This window comes from Burkholderia sp. ABCPW 111 (assembly GCF_000773065.1).
Classification (GTDB): Bacteria; Pseudomonadota; Gammaproteobacteria; order Burkholderiales; family Burkholderiaceae; genus Burkholderia; species Burkholderia savannae.
Window position 1 is genome coordinate 171,757 of record NZ_JPWT01000001.1, and the last position, 18,796, is coordinate 190,552.

At 73.8% G+C, this 18,796-nt stretch carries 8 protein-coding genes; 1 reads left to right on the forward strand and 7 read right to left on the reverse strand.

Annotated elements, in window-relative coordinates:
• Positions 1-5 precede the first annotated feature (5 nt).
• A complete protein-coding gene (locus X946_RS00660) occupies positions 6-9,947 on the reverse strand; it encodes a non-ribosomal peptide synthetase (protein WP_038743059.1) in 9,942 nt (3,313 codons plus the stop codon).
• Between the two features lie 393 nt (positions 9,948-10,340).
• On the opposite strand from X946_RS00660, the gene X946_RS00665 reads away from it, so the two are divergent.
• Positions 10,341-12,098, forward strand: a complete 1,758-nt coding sequence (locus X946_RS00665; protein WP_038743060.1) for a cyclic peptide export ABC transporter — start codon at positions 10,341-10,343, stop codon at positions 12,096-12,098.
• Positions 12,099-12,410: 312 nt separating this feature from the next.
• On the opposite strand, the gene X946_RS00670 is transcribed toward X946_RS00665, so the two are convergent.
• From X946_RS00670 to X946_RS00695, 6 genes are read right to left on the reverse strand one after another with little or no spacing between them, the layout of a single operon-like run.
• Positions 12,411-13,496: an ABC transporter substrate-binding protein gene (locus tag X946_RS00670; protein ID WP_081989266.1), complete on the reverse strand. Its 1,086-nt coding sequence runs from the start codon at positions 13,494-13,496 to the stop codon at positions 12,411-12,413.
• 56 nt (positions 13,497-13,552) lie between these two features.
• Entirely contained in the window at positions 13,553-14,359 is an 807-nt protein-coding gene (fhuF, locus tag X946_RS00675; protein ID WP_038743062.1) for a siderophore-iron reductase FhuF, read from the reverse strand.
• Complete coding sequence (gene fhuB / locus X946_RS00680) at positions 14,356-16,467, reverse strand: Fe(3+)-hydroxamate ABC transporter permease FhuB (protein ID WP_038743063.1); 2,112 nt, start codon at positions 16,465-16,467, stop codon at positions 14,356-14,358. Before fhuB ends, fhuF begins: the two co-directional genes overlap by 4 nt.
• Positions 16,464-17,411, reverse strand: a complete 948-nt coding sequence (locus X946_RS00685; protein WP_038743064.1) for an ABC transporter ATP-binding protein — start codon at positions 17,409-17,411, stop codon at positions 16,464-16,466. Before X946_RS00685 ends, fhuB begins: the two co-directional genes overlap by 4 nt.
• Before the next feature lie 14 nt (positions 17,412-17,425).
• On the reverse strand, positions 17,426-18,442 hold the full coding sequence (locus X946_RS00690; protein ID WP_038743065.1) for a TauD/TfdA family dioxygenase: 1,017 nt from the start codon (positions 18,440-18,442) through the stop codon (positions 17,426-17,428).
• Between the two features lie 40 nt (positions 18,443-18,482).
• The gene (locus tag X946_RS00695; protein ID WP_038743066.1) at positions 18,483-18,725 is read right to left on the reverse strand and encodes an MbtH family protein; all 243 of its coding nucleotides are present in this window, start codon (positions 18,723-18,725) and stop codon (positions 18,483-18,485) included.
• Positions 18,726-18,796 lie beyond the last annotated feature (71 nt).

Consider the following 18,796-nt stretch of genomic DNA (forward strand, 5'->3'; position numbering starts at 1 on the left):
GCTCCTTACTGGGCTTCGAGCTCGCCGAGCAGCGCGTCGATCGCGCTCGCGGCGTGGTGGTCGCGGCCGGCGTCGCACGCGCGGTCGATCGCCGCCGCGCAGCGCGCGAGCGTGCGTTCGTCGAAGATCACGCGCAGCGGCAGCGTCAGCGACCACTGCAGGTTCGCCTGCGCGTTCGCCTGCGCGGCGAGCAGCGAATGGCCGCCGAGCGCGAAGAAATCGTCGTCGCGGCCGATGTCGGAGAGCTTCAGCACGCGCTGCCAGATCGCCGCGAGCGCGCGCTCGGTGTCGGTTTGCGGCGCGTCGACGACGCGCTCGTCGAACGCGGGCTCGGGCAGCGCGCGGCGATCGCACTTGCCGTTCGGCGTCACGGGCAGCACGGCGAGCGCGACGAGCTGCGCGGGCACCATGTACGCGGGCAACTGCGCGCGCAGCCGCTCGATCTGCGCGGCGGCGTCGAATTCGGCGGGCGCCGCGCATGCGACGTAGCCGACGAGCCGCTCGTCGCGCACGATCACGACCGCGTCGCGCACGCCGTGGGCCGCGCGCAGCAGCGCCTCGATCTCGCCCAGCTCGATTCGCTGGCCGCGCAGCTTCACCTGCGTGTCGATCCGGCCGAGATAGTCGAGCGCGCCGTCGGCGCGCCGTCGCGCGAGGTCGCCCGTCCGGTAGAGGCGTGCGCCCGGTGCGAACGGATCGGGCACGAAGCGCTCGGCCGTGAGCGCCGCGCGGCCGAGATAGCCGCGCGCGAGCCCCGCGCCGCCGAGGTACAGCTCGCCCGCCGCGCCGACGGGCGCCGGTTGCAGCGCCGCGTCGAGCACATGGAGTTGCACGTTCGCGATCGGATGGCCGATCGGCACCGCGGCCGCTGACGCGTCGTCCGCGGTGCAGCTCCAGTGCGACACGTCGATCGCGGCTTCGGTCGGGCCGTACAGGTTGTGCAGCCTTGCGTGCGGCAGCAGCGCGGCGACGCGCGCGACGAGCTCGGGCGCGAGCGCCTCGCCGCTCGCGATGATCGTTCTCACGCTCGCGCAGCGCGCGGCCGCGCCGAAATCGTCGAGATGCGCGACGAACGCGGCGAGCATCGACGGCACGAAATGCAGCGTCGTCACGCGGTGCGTTTCGATCGCGGCGACGAGGCGCGCCGGATCGCGATGGTCGCCGGGCGCCGCGATCGCGAGCTTCGCGCCGACCGCGAGCGGCCACACGAACTCCCACACCGACACGTCGAAGCCGAACGGCGTCTTGTGCAGCACGACGTCGTCGGGCGTGAGGCGATACGCATGCTGCATCCATGCGATCCGGTTCGCGAGCGCGGCGTGCGTGTTGCCCGCGCCCTTCGGCTTGCCGGTCGAGCCCGACGTGTAGATCAGGTAGGCGAGCTGGCCGGGCGCGGCGGCCCGCGCAGCGGCGCACTCAGCGGTTTCGGCGAGCTCTGCCGCTTCAGCCCCTTCGGCCCCTTCAGCCCCTTCGGCCGCCCCGCCGGGACGCGCGGCCGGCGCGCGCTCGAGCAGCGCGTCGACGGTCACGACGGCGGCGGCGGCTCCGCCCGACAGCGCCGCGTCGACGCGCGCGCGCAGATGCGCTTGCGTGATCACGACGGGCGGCTTCGCGTCGCCGAGCAGGTGGGCGATCCGCTCGGCCGGATAGTCCGGATCGACGGGCAGATACGCGGCGCCCGCCTTCATCGCGCCGAGGAGCGCGACGACCATGTCGAACGAGCGCTCGACGCACAGCGCGACGACCGAATCGGGCCGCACGCCGGATGCGACGAGCGCCGCGGCGACGCGGTCGGCCTTCGCGTCGAGCTCGGCGTAGCGCATCCGCGCGAGCGCACCGTCGCCGCCGTCGGCCGCGTCGGCGAATTCGAGCGCGATCGCATCGGGCCGAGCGCGTGCGGCCGCTTCGAATTGCGTGAAGAGCGGCGCGCGCTGTGCGTCGGGCCAGTTCACGCTCGTCGCGTTGCTGCGCGCGATCAGCGCGAGATCGTCGGCGCCGGCGCACGAGATCGCGCCGAGCGGCGCGTCCGGGTTCGAGATCAGCCCGTCGATGCACGCGGCGAACGCGCGGTGCAGCGCCTCGACCCGCGCCTGCCCGATCCGCGCGGGATCGTAGCCGTAGTCGATCGCGAGCGCGTCGCCCGCCTCGACCACGAGCGTCAGCGCGAAGTCGGTCGCCTCGATGTTGCGCAGATCGCGCTTGTGCAGCGCGCGCGGATCGCGCCCCTGCCACGCTTCGTCGACCGGGTAGTTCTCGAACACGACGAGCGTGTCGAAGAGCGCGCCGCCCGCGCCCGCCCATTGCTGGATTTCGTAGAGTGGCGTGTGTGCGTGCTCGAGCGCCGCCGCGTTCTCGCGCTGCAGGCTCGAGAGCCAGTCGCGCGCGGCGAGCTGCGGCAGCGGCGCGGCGATCACCGGCACGGTGTTGATGAAAAGGCCGAGCACGGTATCGACGTCGGGCAGCGCGTCCGGGCGCCCCGCGACCGTCGCGCCGAACGCGACCGCCGCGCGGTGCGTCGTGCGCTGCAGCGCGAGCGCCCAGGCGCCTTGCACGATCGTGTTGACGGTCACTTTCAGGCGGCGCGCCGCTTCGGCCACGCGCGCGGTGTCGGCGGCGGGCAGCGCCGCGCGCCAGTTCGCGCGGCGGGCCGCGTCGCCGCCGCGCGCGGCATCGTGCGCGCCATGTTCGCGCTCGGCGACGTGCGTCGGCTCGTCGAGCCGCGCGAGGCGTTCGAGCCAGAACGCGCGGTCGGCATCGGCGTCGCGGCGCGCGAGCCACGCGATGAAATCGCGATAGCGCGTGCGCGCAGGCGCGGCGAATGGATTCGCGCGCGGCGGCTCGATGTAATCGCGCAGCACGTCCGCGAAGAGTCGCGCGGTGCTCCAGCCGTCGAGCAGCAGATGATGGCGGGTCCAGACAAGACGCCATTCGGTCTCGCCCGTCTGAATCAGCGTCATGCGCATCAGCGGCGGCGTCGCGAGATCGAAGCCGCGCGCGCGGTCGGCGGCGAGCCACGCGTCGAGCGCCGCATCGAGCCGCTCGGCGCTCGCGTGCGCGCCGCGCCAGTCGACGATCTCGACCGGCATCCGCGCGTGGCGATGGACGATCTGCATCGGCGCGGCCTCGTGCGCGGCGAAGCCGGTGCGCAGGATGTCGTGGCGCGGAACGGCCGCGTCGAACGCGGCGCGCAGCCGCTCGACGTCCGGCGCGACGAGCGTCGCGACGAGCTGGTTCACGTACGTCGCGCGCTCCGGCGCGAACAGCGAATGAAACAAAATCCCCTGCTGCATCGGCGACAGCGGATAGATGTCGTCGATCGCGCGCGCGTCGAACGGCAGGCGCTCGAGCGCTTCCTGCGTGAGGCCGCCCGCGCGTGCGAGCGGATAGTCGCCGGGCGTCGCGCCCGCGCCGCGCTCGGCGACGCGCGCCGCGCACGCGGCGGCGAGCTCGCGCAGCGCGGCGTCGAATCGCGCGGCGAGCGTCTCGATCGTCGCGCGCTCGAACTGCGTCGCGCCGTACACCCAATGCACTTTCAGCGCACGGCCATCGTTCGCGTCGACGTACGCGTGGATCGCGAGCGCGTTGCCGAGCGGCCCAGCCGGGTCGCGCTCGCGGCCCGCGCCGCCGAAGCGCGGCACGAGCGCGGCGTCGCGCGGCGTGTCGAACTGGCCGAGGTAGTTGAACGTCACGCGCGGCCGCTCCACCGCGGCGAGCGCCGCGCGTGTCGCGTCGTCGCCGTAGTGGCGCAGCACGCCGAAGCCGAGCCCCTTGTTCGGCACCGCGCGCAGCGCGTCCTTCACGCCGGCGAGCGTGGCGGCCGGCGTCGGCTCGACGGCGAACGCAACCGGATAGTGGCTCGTCAGCCAGCCGAGCGTGCGGCTCGCGTCGACGTCGTCGAAGAGCGCCTCGCGGCCGTGCCCTTCGAGTTCGAGCCGGCACGACGCCGCGCCCGCATGCCCGCCGAGCGCGGCGACGAGCGCCGCGATCAGCAGCTCGACCGCGTGCGTGCGGTACGCGGCGTTCGCCTCGGTCAGCACGTCGCGCGTGAGCGCCGGATCGAGCGTCTGGATCACGACGTCGGCGTGCGCGTTGGTCGCCGCGGCGTCGGGGCGGTCGAGCCGCAGGTCGTCGTGCGGCGCGGCGAGCGCCGCCCAGTACGGCAGCTCGGCCGCGAACGGCCCCGCCGGATCGCGGGCCGCGCGCGCGAGCCGGGCCGCCCATTCGGACGCGCTCGCGCCCGTCGGCCCGAGCCGCACCGCGCGGCGCTCGCATGCGGCGCGGTACGCCGCGTCGAGATCGTCGAGCAGCACGCGCCACGACACGCCGTCGACGATCGCGTGATGGATCGCCAGATAGAGCTTCGTCGCGCCCGCCGTTGTTCCCGCTGTTCCCGCTGCCCGATTCGGCAGCGCCGCCGCGAACGCGCACGCGAGCGGGCCGTGCGTCACGTCGAGCGTGCTTTGCAGCGCGTCGAATTGCGCGAGCGCGTCCGCCTCGTCGCGCGCGGCGGCGGCCGCGAGCGGCAGCGCGTCGAACGCGCGCGGCGCGACGCGAAGCCGCCACGCGCCGCTCGCGCCCGTTTGCACGAAGCGCTCGCGGAACACCGGATGGTGGGTCAGCAACGCGTCGAACGCGCGGGCGAATGCGTCGAAATCGAACGCGCCGGCGACGTCGAGCTCGATCGACTGGTTCCAGTGTCCGCGGCGCGGAATGTCGAGCGCGAAGAAATGCAGCTGCGCGGGCGTGAGCCGCGCTTCGTCCGGCACGGCGGCGGAAGCCTGCCGCGCGGCGGCCGTCGCGCCGTCCTTCGGCGCGACGGCGTCGATTTCCGCCGCGACGCGCGCGAGCTCGGCAACCGTCGGGCCGTCGAACAGCTGCTTCGGCGTGAACTTGACGCCGCGCTTGCGCGAGCGAGCGATCACCTGCAGCACGAGGATCGAATCGCCGCCGAGCTCGAAGAAGTTGTCACGACGGCCGACGCGCGGCGCTTTCAGCACGTCGCGCCAGACGGCCGCGAGGGTTTCTTCGACGTGGCCTTGCGGCGCGTCCTCGTCGGCGGCGCTCGCGGCGGCGGGCGTCGCCGCGAGCGCGCGCAGCGCCGCGCGATCGACCTTGCCGTTCGCGGTCACGGGCAGCGCGTCGAGCACGACGAGCGCGGCGGGCACCATGTAGTCGGGCAGGCGCGCGGCGAGCGCGTCGCGCAACGCTTCGCCCGCAATGCGCGCGCCGGATGCGGGCGTCGCGAACGCGACGAGGCGCAGCCGCGCGTCCTGCTCGATCGCGAGCGTCTGCGCCTGCGCGACGCCGGGCAGCGCGCGCAGCGCGGCGCTCACCTCGCCCGGCTCGACGCGGTAGCCGCGGATCTTCACCTGATCGTCCAGACGCCCGAGGAAGTCGAGCCGGCCGTCCGCGCGCAGCCGCACGCGGTCGCCCGTCCGGTAGACGCGCGCGCCAGCCTCGTGCGGATGCGGGACGAAGCGCTCGGCGGTCGCGCCCGCGCGGCCCAGATAGCCGCGCGCGACGCCGGGGCCGCCCAGGTACAGCTCGCCGATCGCGCCGACGGGCACGCTCGCGCCGTGCGCGTCGAGCACGCACGCGTGCGCGTTCGGCAGCGGCCGGCCGAGCGGCACGCCGCGCGCCGAGGCATCGGGCGTCACCTCAACGGGCGTCGCCACGCCGTTCGCGCCCGCCGCCGTCGCGCGCAGATCCGCCTGCTCGGGCGCGGACGTGTCGCACACGAGCGCGCCGACGGTCGCCTCGGTCGGCCCGTAGTGATTGATCACGCGGCAGCCGGGCTTGAGCGCCTCGATCCGCTCGACGAGCGCCCACGGCAGCGCCTCGCCGCCCGTCACGAGCGCGTGCGCGGGCAGCACGTCGGCCGCGCGCTGCGCGTCGAGGAGCGCGTGCAGATGGCTCGGCACGATCTTCAGCACGCTGACGTCGCGCGTCACCATCTCGTGCGCGAAGCGGTCCGGATCGAACGCCGCGTGCGCGGGCAGCAGATGCAGCGTGCGGCCCGAGCACAGCGCGCCGAACAGCGTCGTATGGCCGAGATCGGCCGCGACCGTCGACACCATCGCCATCGACGCGCCGGGCGCGAACGCGAGCTCGTCGAGCATCCCGGCGACGTAGTCGGCGAGCGCGCGATGCGGCACGACGACGCCCTTCGGCTCGCCCGTCGAGCCCGACGTGAAAATCAGATAGGCGGCCTGCTCGGGCAGCGGCGGCACGCGCGGCGCGGCGGCGTGCGCGAGCGACGCGTCGCGCGCGCACGCGTCGACGTCCTGCACGGCGACGCCGTCGAACGCGCCGAGCGCGTCGAGATCGCCCGCCGCGAGCATGCGGCGCGCGCCGCACGCGGCGAGCGCGGCGGCAATCCGCTCGCGCGGCGACGCCGGATCGAGCGGCACCGCGTACGCGCCGGATTTCAGCACGCCGACGAACGCGGCCGCGAAGCGCGCCGAGCGCTCGATGCAGATCGCCACCGGCGTCTCCGCGCGCGCGCCGTCGCGGCGCAGCGCGAGCGCGACGCGGTTCGACGCGTCGTCGAGCTCGGCGAACGTGAGCTGCGCGTCGGAGTCCGCGAGCGCGACGCGATGCGGATGCTCGGCCGCCTCGCGCGCGAAGAGCGCGAGCACGTCGGACGCGGTCGCGAGCGGCCGGCCCGTGAGCCACGCGCGCGGCGCGCCGCCGTGCGCGATCGCGAGCTCGGCGATCGCGCGGCGCGGGTGACGCACCGCGTCCTCGACGAGCGCGGCGAAGCTGTCGAGCCAAGCGTGCGCGGTCGCTTCGTCGATCCCGTCCTGCGCGTACGCGGCGACGAATTCGATGCCGCGCGCGTCGTCGGTGAAATCGAGCGCGTAATCGAAGCGCGCGGCCGGATCGAGCCCCGGCGCCATGCGCACGGCCGCGCCCGGCAGCGTTGCGGACAGCTCGAGATCGAACTGCTGCGCGAACTTGACCCGCAGCCACTCGTCGCCGCGCCGCACGGGCGGCTTCGCCGCGTCGATCACCTTGTCGTACGGCACGTCCTGATGCGCGAACGCGCCGAACGCGGCGTCGCGCACCGACGCGACGAGCGACTCGAACGACTGCTCGGGCGACACGCGCGCGCGCAGCGCGAGCGTGTTGAGGAACAGGCCGACGAGCGGCGCGGTTTCCGGGCGCGCGCGCTGCGCGATCGGCGCGGCGACGACGACGTCGCGCTCGCCCGTGACGCGAAAGAGCCACGCGTCGAACGCGGCGAGCAGCACGGTGAACGGCGACGCGTGCAGCCGGCGCGCGGCGTCGCGCACCGCGCCGGACGCCGCGGGCGAAAGACGCCGCGCGAGCCGCCCGCCGCGATAGTCGCGCTCGGCCGCGCGCGGCCGGTCGAGCGGCAGCGCGAGCGGCGCGGGCGCGTCGGCGAGCGCGCCGCGCCAGTAGGCGAGCTGGCGCGCGGTCTCGTCCGCGTCGAGCGCGTCGCGCTGCCATTGCGCATAGTCCGCATACTGGATCGGCAGCGCCGGCAGCTCGGGCGCGCGGCCGCCGGCGAACGCCGCATACGCGCGCGTCAGCTCGTCGAACGCGCAGCGCGAGCTCCAGCCGTCGCTGACCGCGTGGTGCGTCGTCAACAGCAAGCGCTGCGCGCCGTCGGCGAGCGTCACGAGCAGCGCACGCACGAGCGGGCCGTCGGACAAATCGAACGGCGCGCTCGTGTGGCGCTCGGTCAGCTCGGCCAGGCGCGCGGCGCGCGACGATTCGAGCTCGCTGCGCAGATCGACGGCGGCGATCCGCACCGGCAGCGCCGCGTGGATTCGCTGGACGACGATGCCGTCGTCGTTCTCGACGAGCGTCGTGCGCCATGCCTCGTGGCGCGCGATCAGCGCGTCGAGCGCGCGCTGCAGCGTATCGATGTCGAGCGCGCCGTCGACGTCCCAATGGAACGACACGTGATACGCGGCGCCCGCGTCCTGCGTGCGCGCGAGCACCCAGAAGCGCTGCTGCGCGAACGACGCGGGGCGCTCGACGGTGCCGCCCGCTTGGGCCGCGTCGGCCGTCGCGGCGCGCATCGCCGGCATGGCGCTCGCCGCCGGCCTGTCCATCTCGGGCTGCGCGCCGTCGATGCGCGCGGCGAGCTCGGCGAGCGGCGCGTCGTCGAAAATCGCGTCGAGCCGCACGTTCACGCGCCATTCGAGCCGGATCGTCGCCTGCAGTTGCATCGCGGCAAGCGAATCGCCGCCGCGCACGAAAAAGCGGTCGACGCGGCCGATCGGCGCGGGATCGTTCAACAGGCGCCGCCACAGCGCGGCGACGCGGCGCTCGGTGTCGGTGCGCGGCGCGTCGAAATCGGCGGCGGCCTCGATCGGCTGCGCCGCGACCGCGTCGCGCAGCGCCGCGCGGTCGAGCTTGCCGTTCAGCGTGTACGGCAGCGTGTCGAAACGCACGAACCGGTGCGGCAGCCATGCGGCGGGCAGGTGCGCGGCGATGTGCGCGCGCAGCGCGTCGTCGTCCGGCTGCGCGTTCGACCGGGAATCGCCGGCGCCGGCGGGCGCGTCGCCCCGACGGCTCGCGAGCGCCACGCACGCGATCAGTTGCGTGCGCCCGCCCGCCGTCTCGGCGAGCACGCCCGCGTCGCGCACGCCTGCGTGCGTGAGCAGGCACGCGGCGATCTCGCCCGGCTCGACGCGCACGCCGCGCACCTGCACCTGATCGTCGATGCGGCCGAGATAGTCGAACGAGCCGTCCGCGCGTTCGCGCGCAAGGTCGCCCGTCCGGTAGATCCGCGCGCCCGGCTCGCCGGTCGGGTCCGGCAGGAAGCGTTCGGCCGTCAGCGCGGGGCGGCCGTGATAGCCGCGCGCGAGACACGCGCCGCCGAGCAGGAGCTCGCCCGCGTCGCCGCGCGCGACCGGACCGTTCGCCTGCTCGACGCGCGCGACGCGCCGGCCGATCGGCCAGCCGATCGGCAGCGACGCGTAGCCGTTGCCGTCGTCGAGCGCGGGCGCAGTGCCCGGATCGACCGGCCAGAGCATCGGCGAGATCACGGTTTCGGTCGGCCCGTAGCCGTTCACGAGCCGGATCGACGGAAACACGCGGCGGATCTCGTCGAACGCGTCCTGCGACATCGCTTCGCCGCCGAACAGCAGCACGCGCAGCGACGGCGGCACGCCTTCGCGCGCGCACACCGCCGCGAACTCGCGCAGGTACGCGGGCGGCAGCGTCGTGTTCGTCACGCGCTCGCGCAGGATCAGCGCATGCGCGGCGTCGGGCGGAAACGGCGGCGGATCGCTGATGACGACGCTGCCGCCCACCGCGAGCGGCACGAGCCACGCCTCGATCGCGACGTCGAAATTCACCGACGCGAAATGCAGCACGCGGTCGTCGGGGCCGATCGGCAGCGAGTCGGCGAGCGCATCGCCGTGCGCGGCGAGCGGGCCGTGCTCGACGACGACTGCCTTCGGCGTGCCCGTCGAGCCGGACGTGTAGATCATGTAGGCGGCCGCGCGCGGATGGACCGCGCCGCCCGCCTCGTCGCCGTGCACGCGCGGCTCGGACGGGGCCGCCCCGGCGACGCTCGCGACATCGAAGCACTGCGCGAAGCGCGCGCGCATCGCGGCGTCGGCCGACGCGTCGACGATGCCGTGCGCGAGCCCCGCGTCCTGCGCGACCCAGTCGAGGCGCGCGGCCGGATGGCGCGGATCGAGCGCGACGAACACGCCGCCCGCCTTCATCACCGCGAGAAGCGCGACGAACAGATCGCACGAGCGCGCGACGCACACGCCGACGCGCACCTCCGTCGTCACGCCCGCCGCGCGCAGCTTCGCGGCGAGGCGCGCCGCGCGGTCGTCGAGTTCACCGCGCGTGAGGCGCACGGTGTCGGGCGCAAACGACGCGAGCGCGGGCGCGTCGGGGGCGAGTCGCGCGAGCGCGTGGATTCGATGATGCAGCGCAGTCGGAAAGCTCGTCATAGGGCGTGAAGTCCGTTGGGTCCGGCCGCTTCGGCCGCTTCGTTCATGTCGCCGGCCGCGAGAGGGCCGCTTCAACAGTGAGACGAATCACGCGCGAAATTTTTTACCGAGTTGTTTACCTCGCCCTGCCTCGCCCTGCCTCGCCCGCGCCCGCCCGCACTCGCCCGCGTGCCGGGCGCGACGCCCGATGCGCGGCACGTCGGCCTCGCTTCCCGAGCCCGCGGGCAGCGGCGCCGCCTGCGCCGTTCGCCGGCGCATCGCGCGGGTAACGCCGCGCGGGTAAAGATTGCGCTCGCCCGTTCGTCTAGCAGTCAGAGAGGCGCGCTCACGCCTCGCCGTTCGCTTCGCCGCGCCGAAGCGCCGCCCCGACTCCTCTTGACCAGTGCTCCGCCGATGACCGATGCCACCGGGCGCCTCGACGCCCCGCCCTCGACCGATTCCCAACCCGCCGCGAAGTACGCGCGGCGCCTGATTCTCGCGCTCCTGAACCGCTCCCGCGGCACGTTCGGGATCGCGCTCGCCGCGTGCGTGCTGAACGGCGCGTCGAGCGTGCTGCTCGTCGCGACGCTGAGCCGCGCGCTGTCCGAGCCGCAGGCGGCCGACGCGATGCTCGCGTGGCGCTTCGGCCTGTGCGCGGTGATCGCGCTCGTGACCCGGATCGTGACGGGCGTGCTGTTCGCGCGCCTGTCGCAGGACACGATGGCGCAGCTGCGCGAGCACGTCGCGCGGCGCGTCGCGGCGGCCGAACTGCAGGACGTCGAGCGGATCGGCGCGGCGCCCGTCCAGTCGGTGCTGACCGACGACGCGACCAACGTGTCGATGCTGTTCTTCGCGCTGCCGAACCTCGTGATGCACGGCTCGATCGTGTTCGGCTGCCTCGGCTACCTCGCGTGGCTGTCGTGGCCCGTGTGCCTGCTCGCCGTCGCGGCGATCGTCGTCGGCTCGCTCGGCTACCACGCGGGCGACAAGCGCGCGATCGCGTGGCTCGAGGACGCCGGCCGCTCGCAGGACAAGCTGTTCGGCTATCTCGGCGCGCTCTTTTCGGGCGCGAAGGAGCTGAAGCTGCACCAGGCGCGCTCGCGCCAGTTCGTCGACGGCCAACTGGGCGCCGCGATCGCCGAAGTGCGCGACCACCGGCGCCGCGCGTTCAGCGCATACGCGATCGGCGTCGGCTGGATCGTGTTCCTGTTCTACGTGTTCCTCGGCGTCGCGGCGTTCTGGCCGGCGCTCGGCGTGCGCGGCGACGCACCCGCTGCGTCCGGCTACGTCGTCGTGTTCCTGTTCATGCTGCTGCCGCTCGACGGGCTGCTCAACAACGTGCCGACCCTGAACGCGGCGCGCGTGTCGCTCGAGCGCATCGAGAAGCTGATGGCGCAGTTCGGCGCGCTGCGCACGGCCCCGCCGCCCGACGAATCCGCGTCGCACGCGCCGTTCGATACGCTCGCGCTGCGCGGCGTCACGCACTCGTACTTCCACGAGCGCGACGAGCGGATGTTCCGCGTCGGCCCGATCGATCTCACGCTGAAGCCGGGCGAGCTGGTGTTCATCGTCGGCGGCAACGGCAGCGGCAAGACGACGCTCGCGAAGGTGCTCACGGGCCTCTACGAGCCGGAAAGCGGCGCGATCGAGCTCGACGGCAAGCCGGTTGGCCTGCCCGAGCGCGCCGCGTACCGCGAGCGCTTCTCGGCCGTGTTCAACGATTTCCATCTGTTCGACGCGCTGCTCGGCATCGTCGATCCGAACGACGCGGCGCGCGCGCAGGCCGACGCGCGCGCGAACGCGCTCGTCGCGAAACTCGCGCTCGACCACAAGGTGCAGGTCGTCGACGGCGCGTTCTCGACGCGCGCGCTGTCGACCGGGCAGCGCAAGCGGCTGGCGCTCGTCGTCGCGTATCTCGAGGATCGGCCGCTGTATCTGTTCGACGAATGGGCGGCGGATCAGGACCCGGCGTTCAAGGCGGTGTTCTACGAGCAACTGCTGCCGGAGCTGCGCGCGCGCGGCAAGACGGTGGTCGTGATCAGCCACGACGACCGGTACTTCCCGATCGCGGACCGGGTGCTCAAGCTCGACAACGGCAAGATCGTCAGCGAGACATACGGCGCGCGACACGCGGCGCTCGCGAACGCGAACGCGAACGCGACGGTAGCGTGAGCGCGCGGCGCGTCGTCGTCGGTCGGTGACGCGGCCCACGGAATCGAAGCCGTTTCAAGACGCCCTCCCGGTTCGCCGGGCGGGCGTCTTTTTCGGGTTCCCCTCCCGAAAGGAGACAGCTTGAAATGAATCGCCCGAATCTACCGCCCTAGCGGGCCTCGGCCGGGGACGGAGTATCCGCAAGCGCGCTTGTCGCACAGCCCGTCGCTGTCGGCCCCCGGCCATTGCCATTAGCAGTTAGCCATTGGCCATTGGCCGTTAGCCGTTGGCTGTTGGCCGTTGGCTGTTGGTCGTTGACGATGACAGCAAGCGTCACCGCGTTTGCGCGCGCGAATCCGGTTTCGGCAACGCCAGCAACCGCTCCGTCATCTCGTCGGCGAGCCGCAACGCCGACATCGGCCCGCCGAACCCCCAGATGTTCCGCTCGACGAGCGCGACCCTGCCCGCCTTGCGCGCCGGCACGAACCGCCAGATCTTCGAGTCGAGCTTGGCGTCGAGCGGCAGGCCCGGCTGCGTCGCGCTGACGAACAGCACGGCGAGGTCCGGCTGCTTCAGCAGATCCTCCGAGGTCACGTACGCGGTGCCCTCGCGCGTCGGCTCGCCCGGCCACGGATCGAGGCCGAGCGCGCGCGCGATGCCCGCCGACGCGCTGTTGCCCGTGAACGCCCAGTAGCGATCCGGCAAGCCCAGCTCCTGCAGCCATGCGACGCGCTCGCCCGCGCGCCCCGCCGCGGCGATCCGCCGGGCGTCGCGCGCGAGCCCCGCGTCGACCCGCGCCAACACCTCGCGCGCCTGCTGCTCGCGCCCCGTCAGGCAGCCGATCGTGCGCAGAATCGCGCGCGCCCAGTCGAATTGCGTGACCTGCCGGCCGTCCTCGACGTAGTTCGGGCTGTACTTGAACAGCACGGTCGGCGCGATTCGCGACAGCGCGTCGAAGATCGGCGCATGCCGCAGCCCGACGCCCAGGATCAGGTCCGGCTTCGCGGCCGCGATCGCCTCCAGGCTCGGCTCCTGCCGCGTGCCGACGTCCGGCACGCGCGCGAGCCGCGCGTCGTCATAGCCGATCCAGATCGGGTAGTACGCGGGATCGGCCATGCCGACCGGCGTGATGCCGAGCGCGGCGAGATCCTCGGCGAACATGAATTCGAGCACGATGATGCGCATCGGCCGCACCGGCAACGCGCGGCTGAACTGCGACACGGTCGGATCGCCGGCAAGCGGCCGGCAGGCGGCGGGCGGCTCGCCGGCGTATGCGAGCGGTGCGAATGCGAGCGCGACGACGGTGAGCGTCGCGACGGCGGCGGTCCGCAGTCGCGCTCCTCGCGCACCGCCCGCCGCTCCGATTGACGGCGGCGCTCGCCACGCGCGCGTCGCGAGCGTCGCACCCGCGACCGGCATCGCCCGAACGAACGATGCCGCGCGCTCGCCGGCCGGCGAGCGCCGCGCCCGCGCCGTCAATGCGCGGCGTCCTGCTTCGCGAGCTCGTCGTCGCACATCGTCAACAACAGCGGACAGCTTCCACACAGTTGGTCTTCCCCAGGAATTTCATTGCGCAGGCAGCACACGCGTCGCGCGCGGAACGGATCGGGCAGCCGCGCCGAGTACGGCTGCACGCGGCGCACCGGCAACCGCAGCGGATTCGCTTCGCCGCGCGCGTCGACGGGGCCGAACAGCCACGCGGCGTCGGCCGCCGCGCGCGGCGCGTGCGCGCATTGCTCGAACAGGTAGTCGAGCAGGTTGCCCGCGTTCGCCCACAGCACGCGCGGCGACAGCTTCGCGAGCGCGGCGAGCGAATCGATCGTCGCGCGCAGGTGGTCGACAAGCGCCGCGTAGCGCGGCGCAGGCTCGGCTTGCGCGGGCCACAGCGCGTCGGCGTCGAAGATCAGCGCGCTCGGCATGCCGGCGCGCAGCACGACGCGCATCCGCTGCGGCGTCATGTCGAGCGGCCGCCCGAGCAGCAGCGCGGCGGCGAAGCCCGCCGACGCGGCCAGGTTGAAGTAGTACTTGCTCCATTGCGACAGCAGCGCGCGCGCATGCGCGCACGCGTCGCCGCCGTACAGCGCGACCATCGCGGCGACGAGCGCGTCGCGCCGTCCGGCGAGCGCCGCGGCCGGAATCAGCTCCGGCGGTTCGCCCCCGTCGGCGGCGAGCGCGGGCTCGTCGCCCGCGTCAGGCGCGCCGAGCCACACATGCTCGAGGTAGTGCGCGATCGATGCCGGCGCGAACGTCGAAAAGCGCGTCGCGCGAACGCGCGCCGTCACCGTCCGCCCCGCCGCTCGCGCCGCGCTTCGGCGATCAGCAACGCGAGCAGATACGGCGCGCCGATCAGCGCCGTCAGCACGCCGGCCGGAATCTCGCGCGGCGCGAGCAGCGTGCGCGCGACGATGTCGGCCGCCGCGAGCACAAGCGCGCCGCACGCGGCGGCCACCCAGAGACGCGTCGCATGCGCGCGCGCGCCGAGCATCGCCGCGAGATGCGGCGCCATCAGCCCGATGAAGCCGACCGGGCCGACCGCCGCGACCGCGGCGCAGGCGGCGAGCGTCGCGATCGTCAGCACGAGCGGGCGCAGCGCGGCGATCGGCAAGCCGAGCGCGGCCGCTTGGTCGTCGCCGAGCGCGAGCAGATCGAGCGGCTTCGCGAGCAGCGCGAGCGCCGGCAGCGCGAGCGCGCACCACGGCAGCAGCGCGACAACCTCGCCCCAGCTGCGCCCGTACGTGCCGCCGACGAGCCATACGACGAAGCGCGCGGGCTGCACGCTCTCCTGCGTGATCAGCCATTGCGCGAGCGTCGTCCACAGCGTGCCGATCACGATGCCCGACAGCGCGACGGCGAGCGGCGCATAGCGATGCCGGCGATTGAGCGCGAGCGTGAGCGCGAGCGTGGCGCCGCCGCCCGCGAGCGACGCGGCGACGAGCGTGCCGTGCGCGGCGAGCGGCCACGCGACGAGCGTGGCGAGCGTCGCGAACCCCGCGCCCTGCGTGACGCCGAGCACTTCCGGCCCGGCGAGCGGATTGCGCACGACGCTCTGCATCAGCACGCCGGACGCGCCGAGCAGCGCGCCCGCGAGCAGCGCGCAAAGCAGCCGCGGCACGCGCAGCTCGAGCATCATTCGCGCGACGTCGTCGCGCTGCGCGAGCGCCGCGATCCAGCGCCCCGGGCCGATCCACACCGGACCGAACGAGGCGCCCGCCGCGAGCGCCGCAGCGCCCGTCAACAGCAGCAGCGCCGCGACGGCGGGCCACGGCAGCGCGGCGAGCGCGCGGACGACGCGCGCGCCGCCTCGCGTGCTCGCCTGCGCGTGAGCCGCCTGCTGCGCCGCGCCCGACCACGCCGCGCTGCGCCGGATCATCGCGAGCATCAGCGGCGTGCCGACGAACGCGATCGCGACACCCGTCGACAGCGTCGAATCGAGGCCGAACGCGAGCACCGCGCTGTCGGTGACGAGCACGAGCGCGCCGCCCGCGAGCACGGCAAGCGGCACGAGCGCACCGAGCTTCGACGCTTTCGCGCCGCGCACCTGCCGCATCAGGTTCGGCGCGATCAGGCCGACGTACGATAGCGGCCCCGCGATGCTGACCGCCACGCTCGCGAAGCCGACCGCCACGAGCGTCGCCGCGAGCCGCGTCGCATCGACGCGCACGCCGGCCGCGGCCGCCGCGTCGTCGCCGAGCGCGAGCGGATCGAGCGGCCGGATCACGAGCGGCAGCGCGACGAGCGGCGCGACGAGCCACAGCAGCGCGTCGCGCAGCCCGGCCGCGCCCGGTTGATACAGGCTGCCGCTCGCCCACAGCGACGCGCCGGCGACCGTTTCCTCGAAGAACGCGAGCAACAGCGTCGTGATCGCCGAGAACAGCAGCATGCACACGCTGCCCGCGAGAATGAGCCGCAACGGCGTCGCGCGCCAGCCGCCCGCGGCGGCCGCGACGCAGCCGGCGGCGGCGAGCCCGCAGACGAACAGCAGCGGCACCGACGCATGAGCGGCCAGCGCCGGCACGAGCATCGCGGCGACCAGGCCGAGCTGCGCGCCGCCCGTGATGCCGAGCAGATCGGGCGCGGCAAGCGGGTTGCGCGTGAGCGACTGGAACAGCGCGCCCGCGACCGCGAGGCAGCCGCCCGCGACGAGCGCCGCGGCGACGCGCGGCGCGGCGAGCTCGAACAGCATGATGTGCGCGAGCTGCGCGGCGTCGCTGCCGGCCGGCGCGGCGAGCCACGCGCGCAGCTCGGGCGCGAGCCGCATCCCGGCGGTGGCGACGATGAGCGCGATGAGCGCGCCGGCAATCGCGCGGACGCGGCTCGCCGGCGCCGCGCGCGACGCTTCGCGCGCGCGCGCGCCGCCGCGCAGGCGCTTGCGGACGGCGAGCGTCGTCATGCGGCGAGATCCCGTTGCGGCGCACGCGCGTCGGCGCGACGCGCGGCGGATTCCCCGGATTCCCCGGCCCCCTCGTCTTCGCCGCGCGCGTCGCCTTCACCGTCGCCGCCGATTTCGCCGACGCCCGCGGCCGGATCGGCGTCGAGCACGCCCTCGTATGCGGGCACGCACATCGGCGCGCCCGTGAGCGGGTGCGACGTCTTCAGCATCGTCACGCCGAACGCCGTCTGCAGATGATGCGGCTCGAGCATCGCGTCGGGCGTGCCCTGCGCGACGATCCGGCCCGCGCGCATCAGCACGATCTCGTCGCTGTACGCGGCCGCCTGGTTGAGGTCGTGCAGCACCCAGACGATCGTGAGGCCGCGCGTGCGATTGAGCCGGCGCAACTCGCGCAGGATGTCGAGCTGGTGATGGATGTCGAGATAGGTGGTGGGCTCGTCGAGCAGCACGATGGGCGCCTGCTGCGCGAGCGCCATCGCGATCCACGCGCGCTGCCGCTCGCCGCCCGACAGCGCGGCGACGTCGCGCGCCGCGTCCCCCTCGAGGCCCGTCGCCGCGAGCGCTTCGTCGATCGCGGCGCGATCGGCGCGCGATAGCCCGCGCAGCCAGCGTCCGTGCGCGTAGCGGCCGTACGCGACGAGCTCGCGCACCGTGAGCCCCGCGGGAATCTGGTTGAACTGCGCGAGCATCGTCAGCGTGCGCGCAAGCGCGCGCCGCCGGTACGAACCGAGCGGCGCGCCATCGACTTCGACCGCGCCCGCCAGCGCGGGCTGCAGCCCGGCGAGCGTGCGCAACAGCGTGCTCTTGCCGCAGCCGTTCGGCCCGCAAAGCGCCGTCACGCGCCCCGCCGCGATCGACAGATCGAGGCCGTCGAGCACCCGATGATCCCGGTAGCCGACACTTAACGCACGCGCCGCGAGTGCCGCCACCGCTTCGTTCTTCATTGTTTCGTCATCCGCTAACTCCCCTTCTTTTCGCTGTAGCTCCGCGCCATCGCGACCACGACCTTGCGCGGCCCCTCGAACGGATCGCGCGCATGTGCGCTCAGCATGTTGTCGAGCATCAGCACGTCGCCCGTCCGCCACGGAAACACGATCCGCTGCCCGTCGAGCACGCCGCGGATCTGCGCGAGCGCGTCCGCCTCGAGCGGCGCGCCGTCGCCGTAATAGACGTTGCGCGGCACGTTCTCGATGCCGACCGCGTCGACGAGCGCCTCCTGCATGTCCTCGTCGAGCGCCGACAGGTGAAAGAGATTCGCCTGGTTGAACCACACGAGCTCGCCTGTGCGCGGATGGCGCGCGACCGCCTGGCAGCGCTCGCGCGTGCGCAGCAGCGGCTCGTCGTCGTCGCCTTCGCGCCATTCGCAGTCGATGCCGCGCGCGGCGCAGATGCGCTCGACTTCGCGCGGATCGCCGGTGCCGAACGCCTGCTGCCACGGCAGATCGAGCCCTTGCCCGAAGTTGCGCACGTACAGCAGCTCGCGCTGCGCGAAGCGCGCGACGAGCACCGGATCGAGCGCGCGAAGAACCGCGCGGCTGTCGGCGATCGGCGTCGCGCCGCCCGTGCGCGCGGCGAGCGCGCAGTGGAACCAGATCCGCAGCGGCCATTCGCGCGTGTACGACTGCTCGTTGTGCAGCGGAATCGAGCGGTGCGGCGGGTATTCGGTCGACGTGTAGACCGCGCCCTCCACCTGGCTGCGCGGCGTCGACGCGAACTCGTAGCCGATCAGCGGATCGCCGAAATCGGCCGCGAAGCGCTGGAACGTCTCGATCGACGCGACGCGAAAGCCGGTGAAGAGCACGCCGCCCGCGCGCTCGACGACGTCGTTCGCGATCTCGCGCAACAGCGGCGCGGCTTCGTGCAGCGCGATGTCCGCGCCATCGCGCGGCGACACGACGGTCGGCAGGCCGGGCTCGACGCGCAGGTCGTCGAGCGTCGGGCGGGCTGCTACGGCCGGCATCGAAAGCTGAGTCATCCGGGAATCCTCTTGCGATACGGACGCGACGCGCGCCGGTTTACGACGCGTTCGCCGCGTCCAGGTGACGGCGCAGGCTCGCGGGACGCATGTCGGTCCACACGGCCTCGATATGCGCGAGGCAGTCGGCCTTCGGGCCGCGCACGCCGACTTCGCGCCAGCCGGCCGGCACCGCGCGGAACGTCGGCCAGATCGAGTACTGCTCTTCGTCGTTGACGACGACCGCGTAGACGACGTCGTCGGCGTCGGCCGGCGCGCTCGCGGGTGGCTGGGCTTGCGTCATGATCGGGAAAGCTCGCTGGAAAAGTTGGATGGACGGCGCACGGCGTGCGCCGCGTCTACTCGATAGACGAA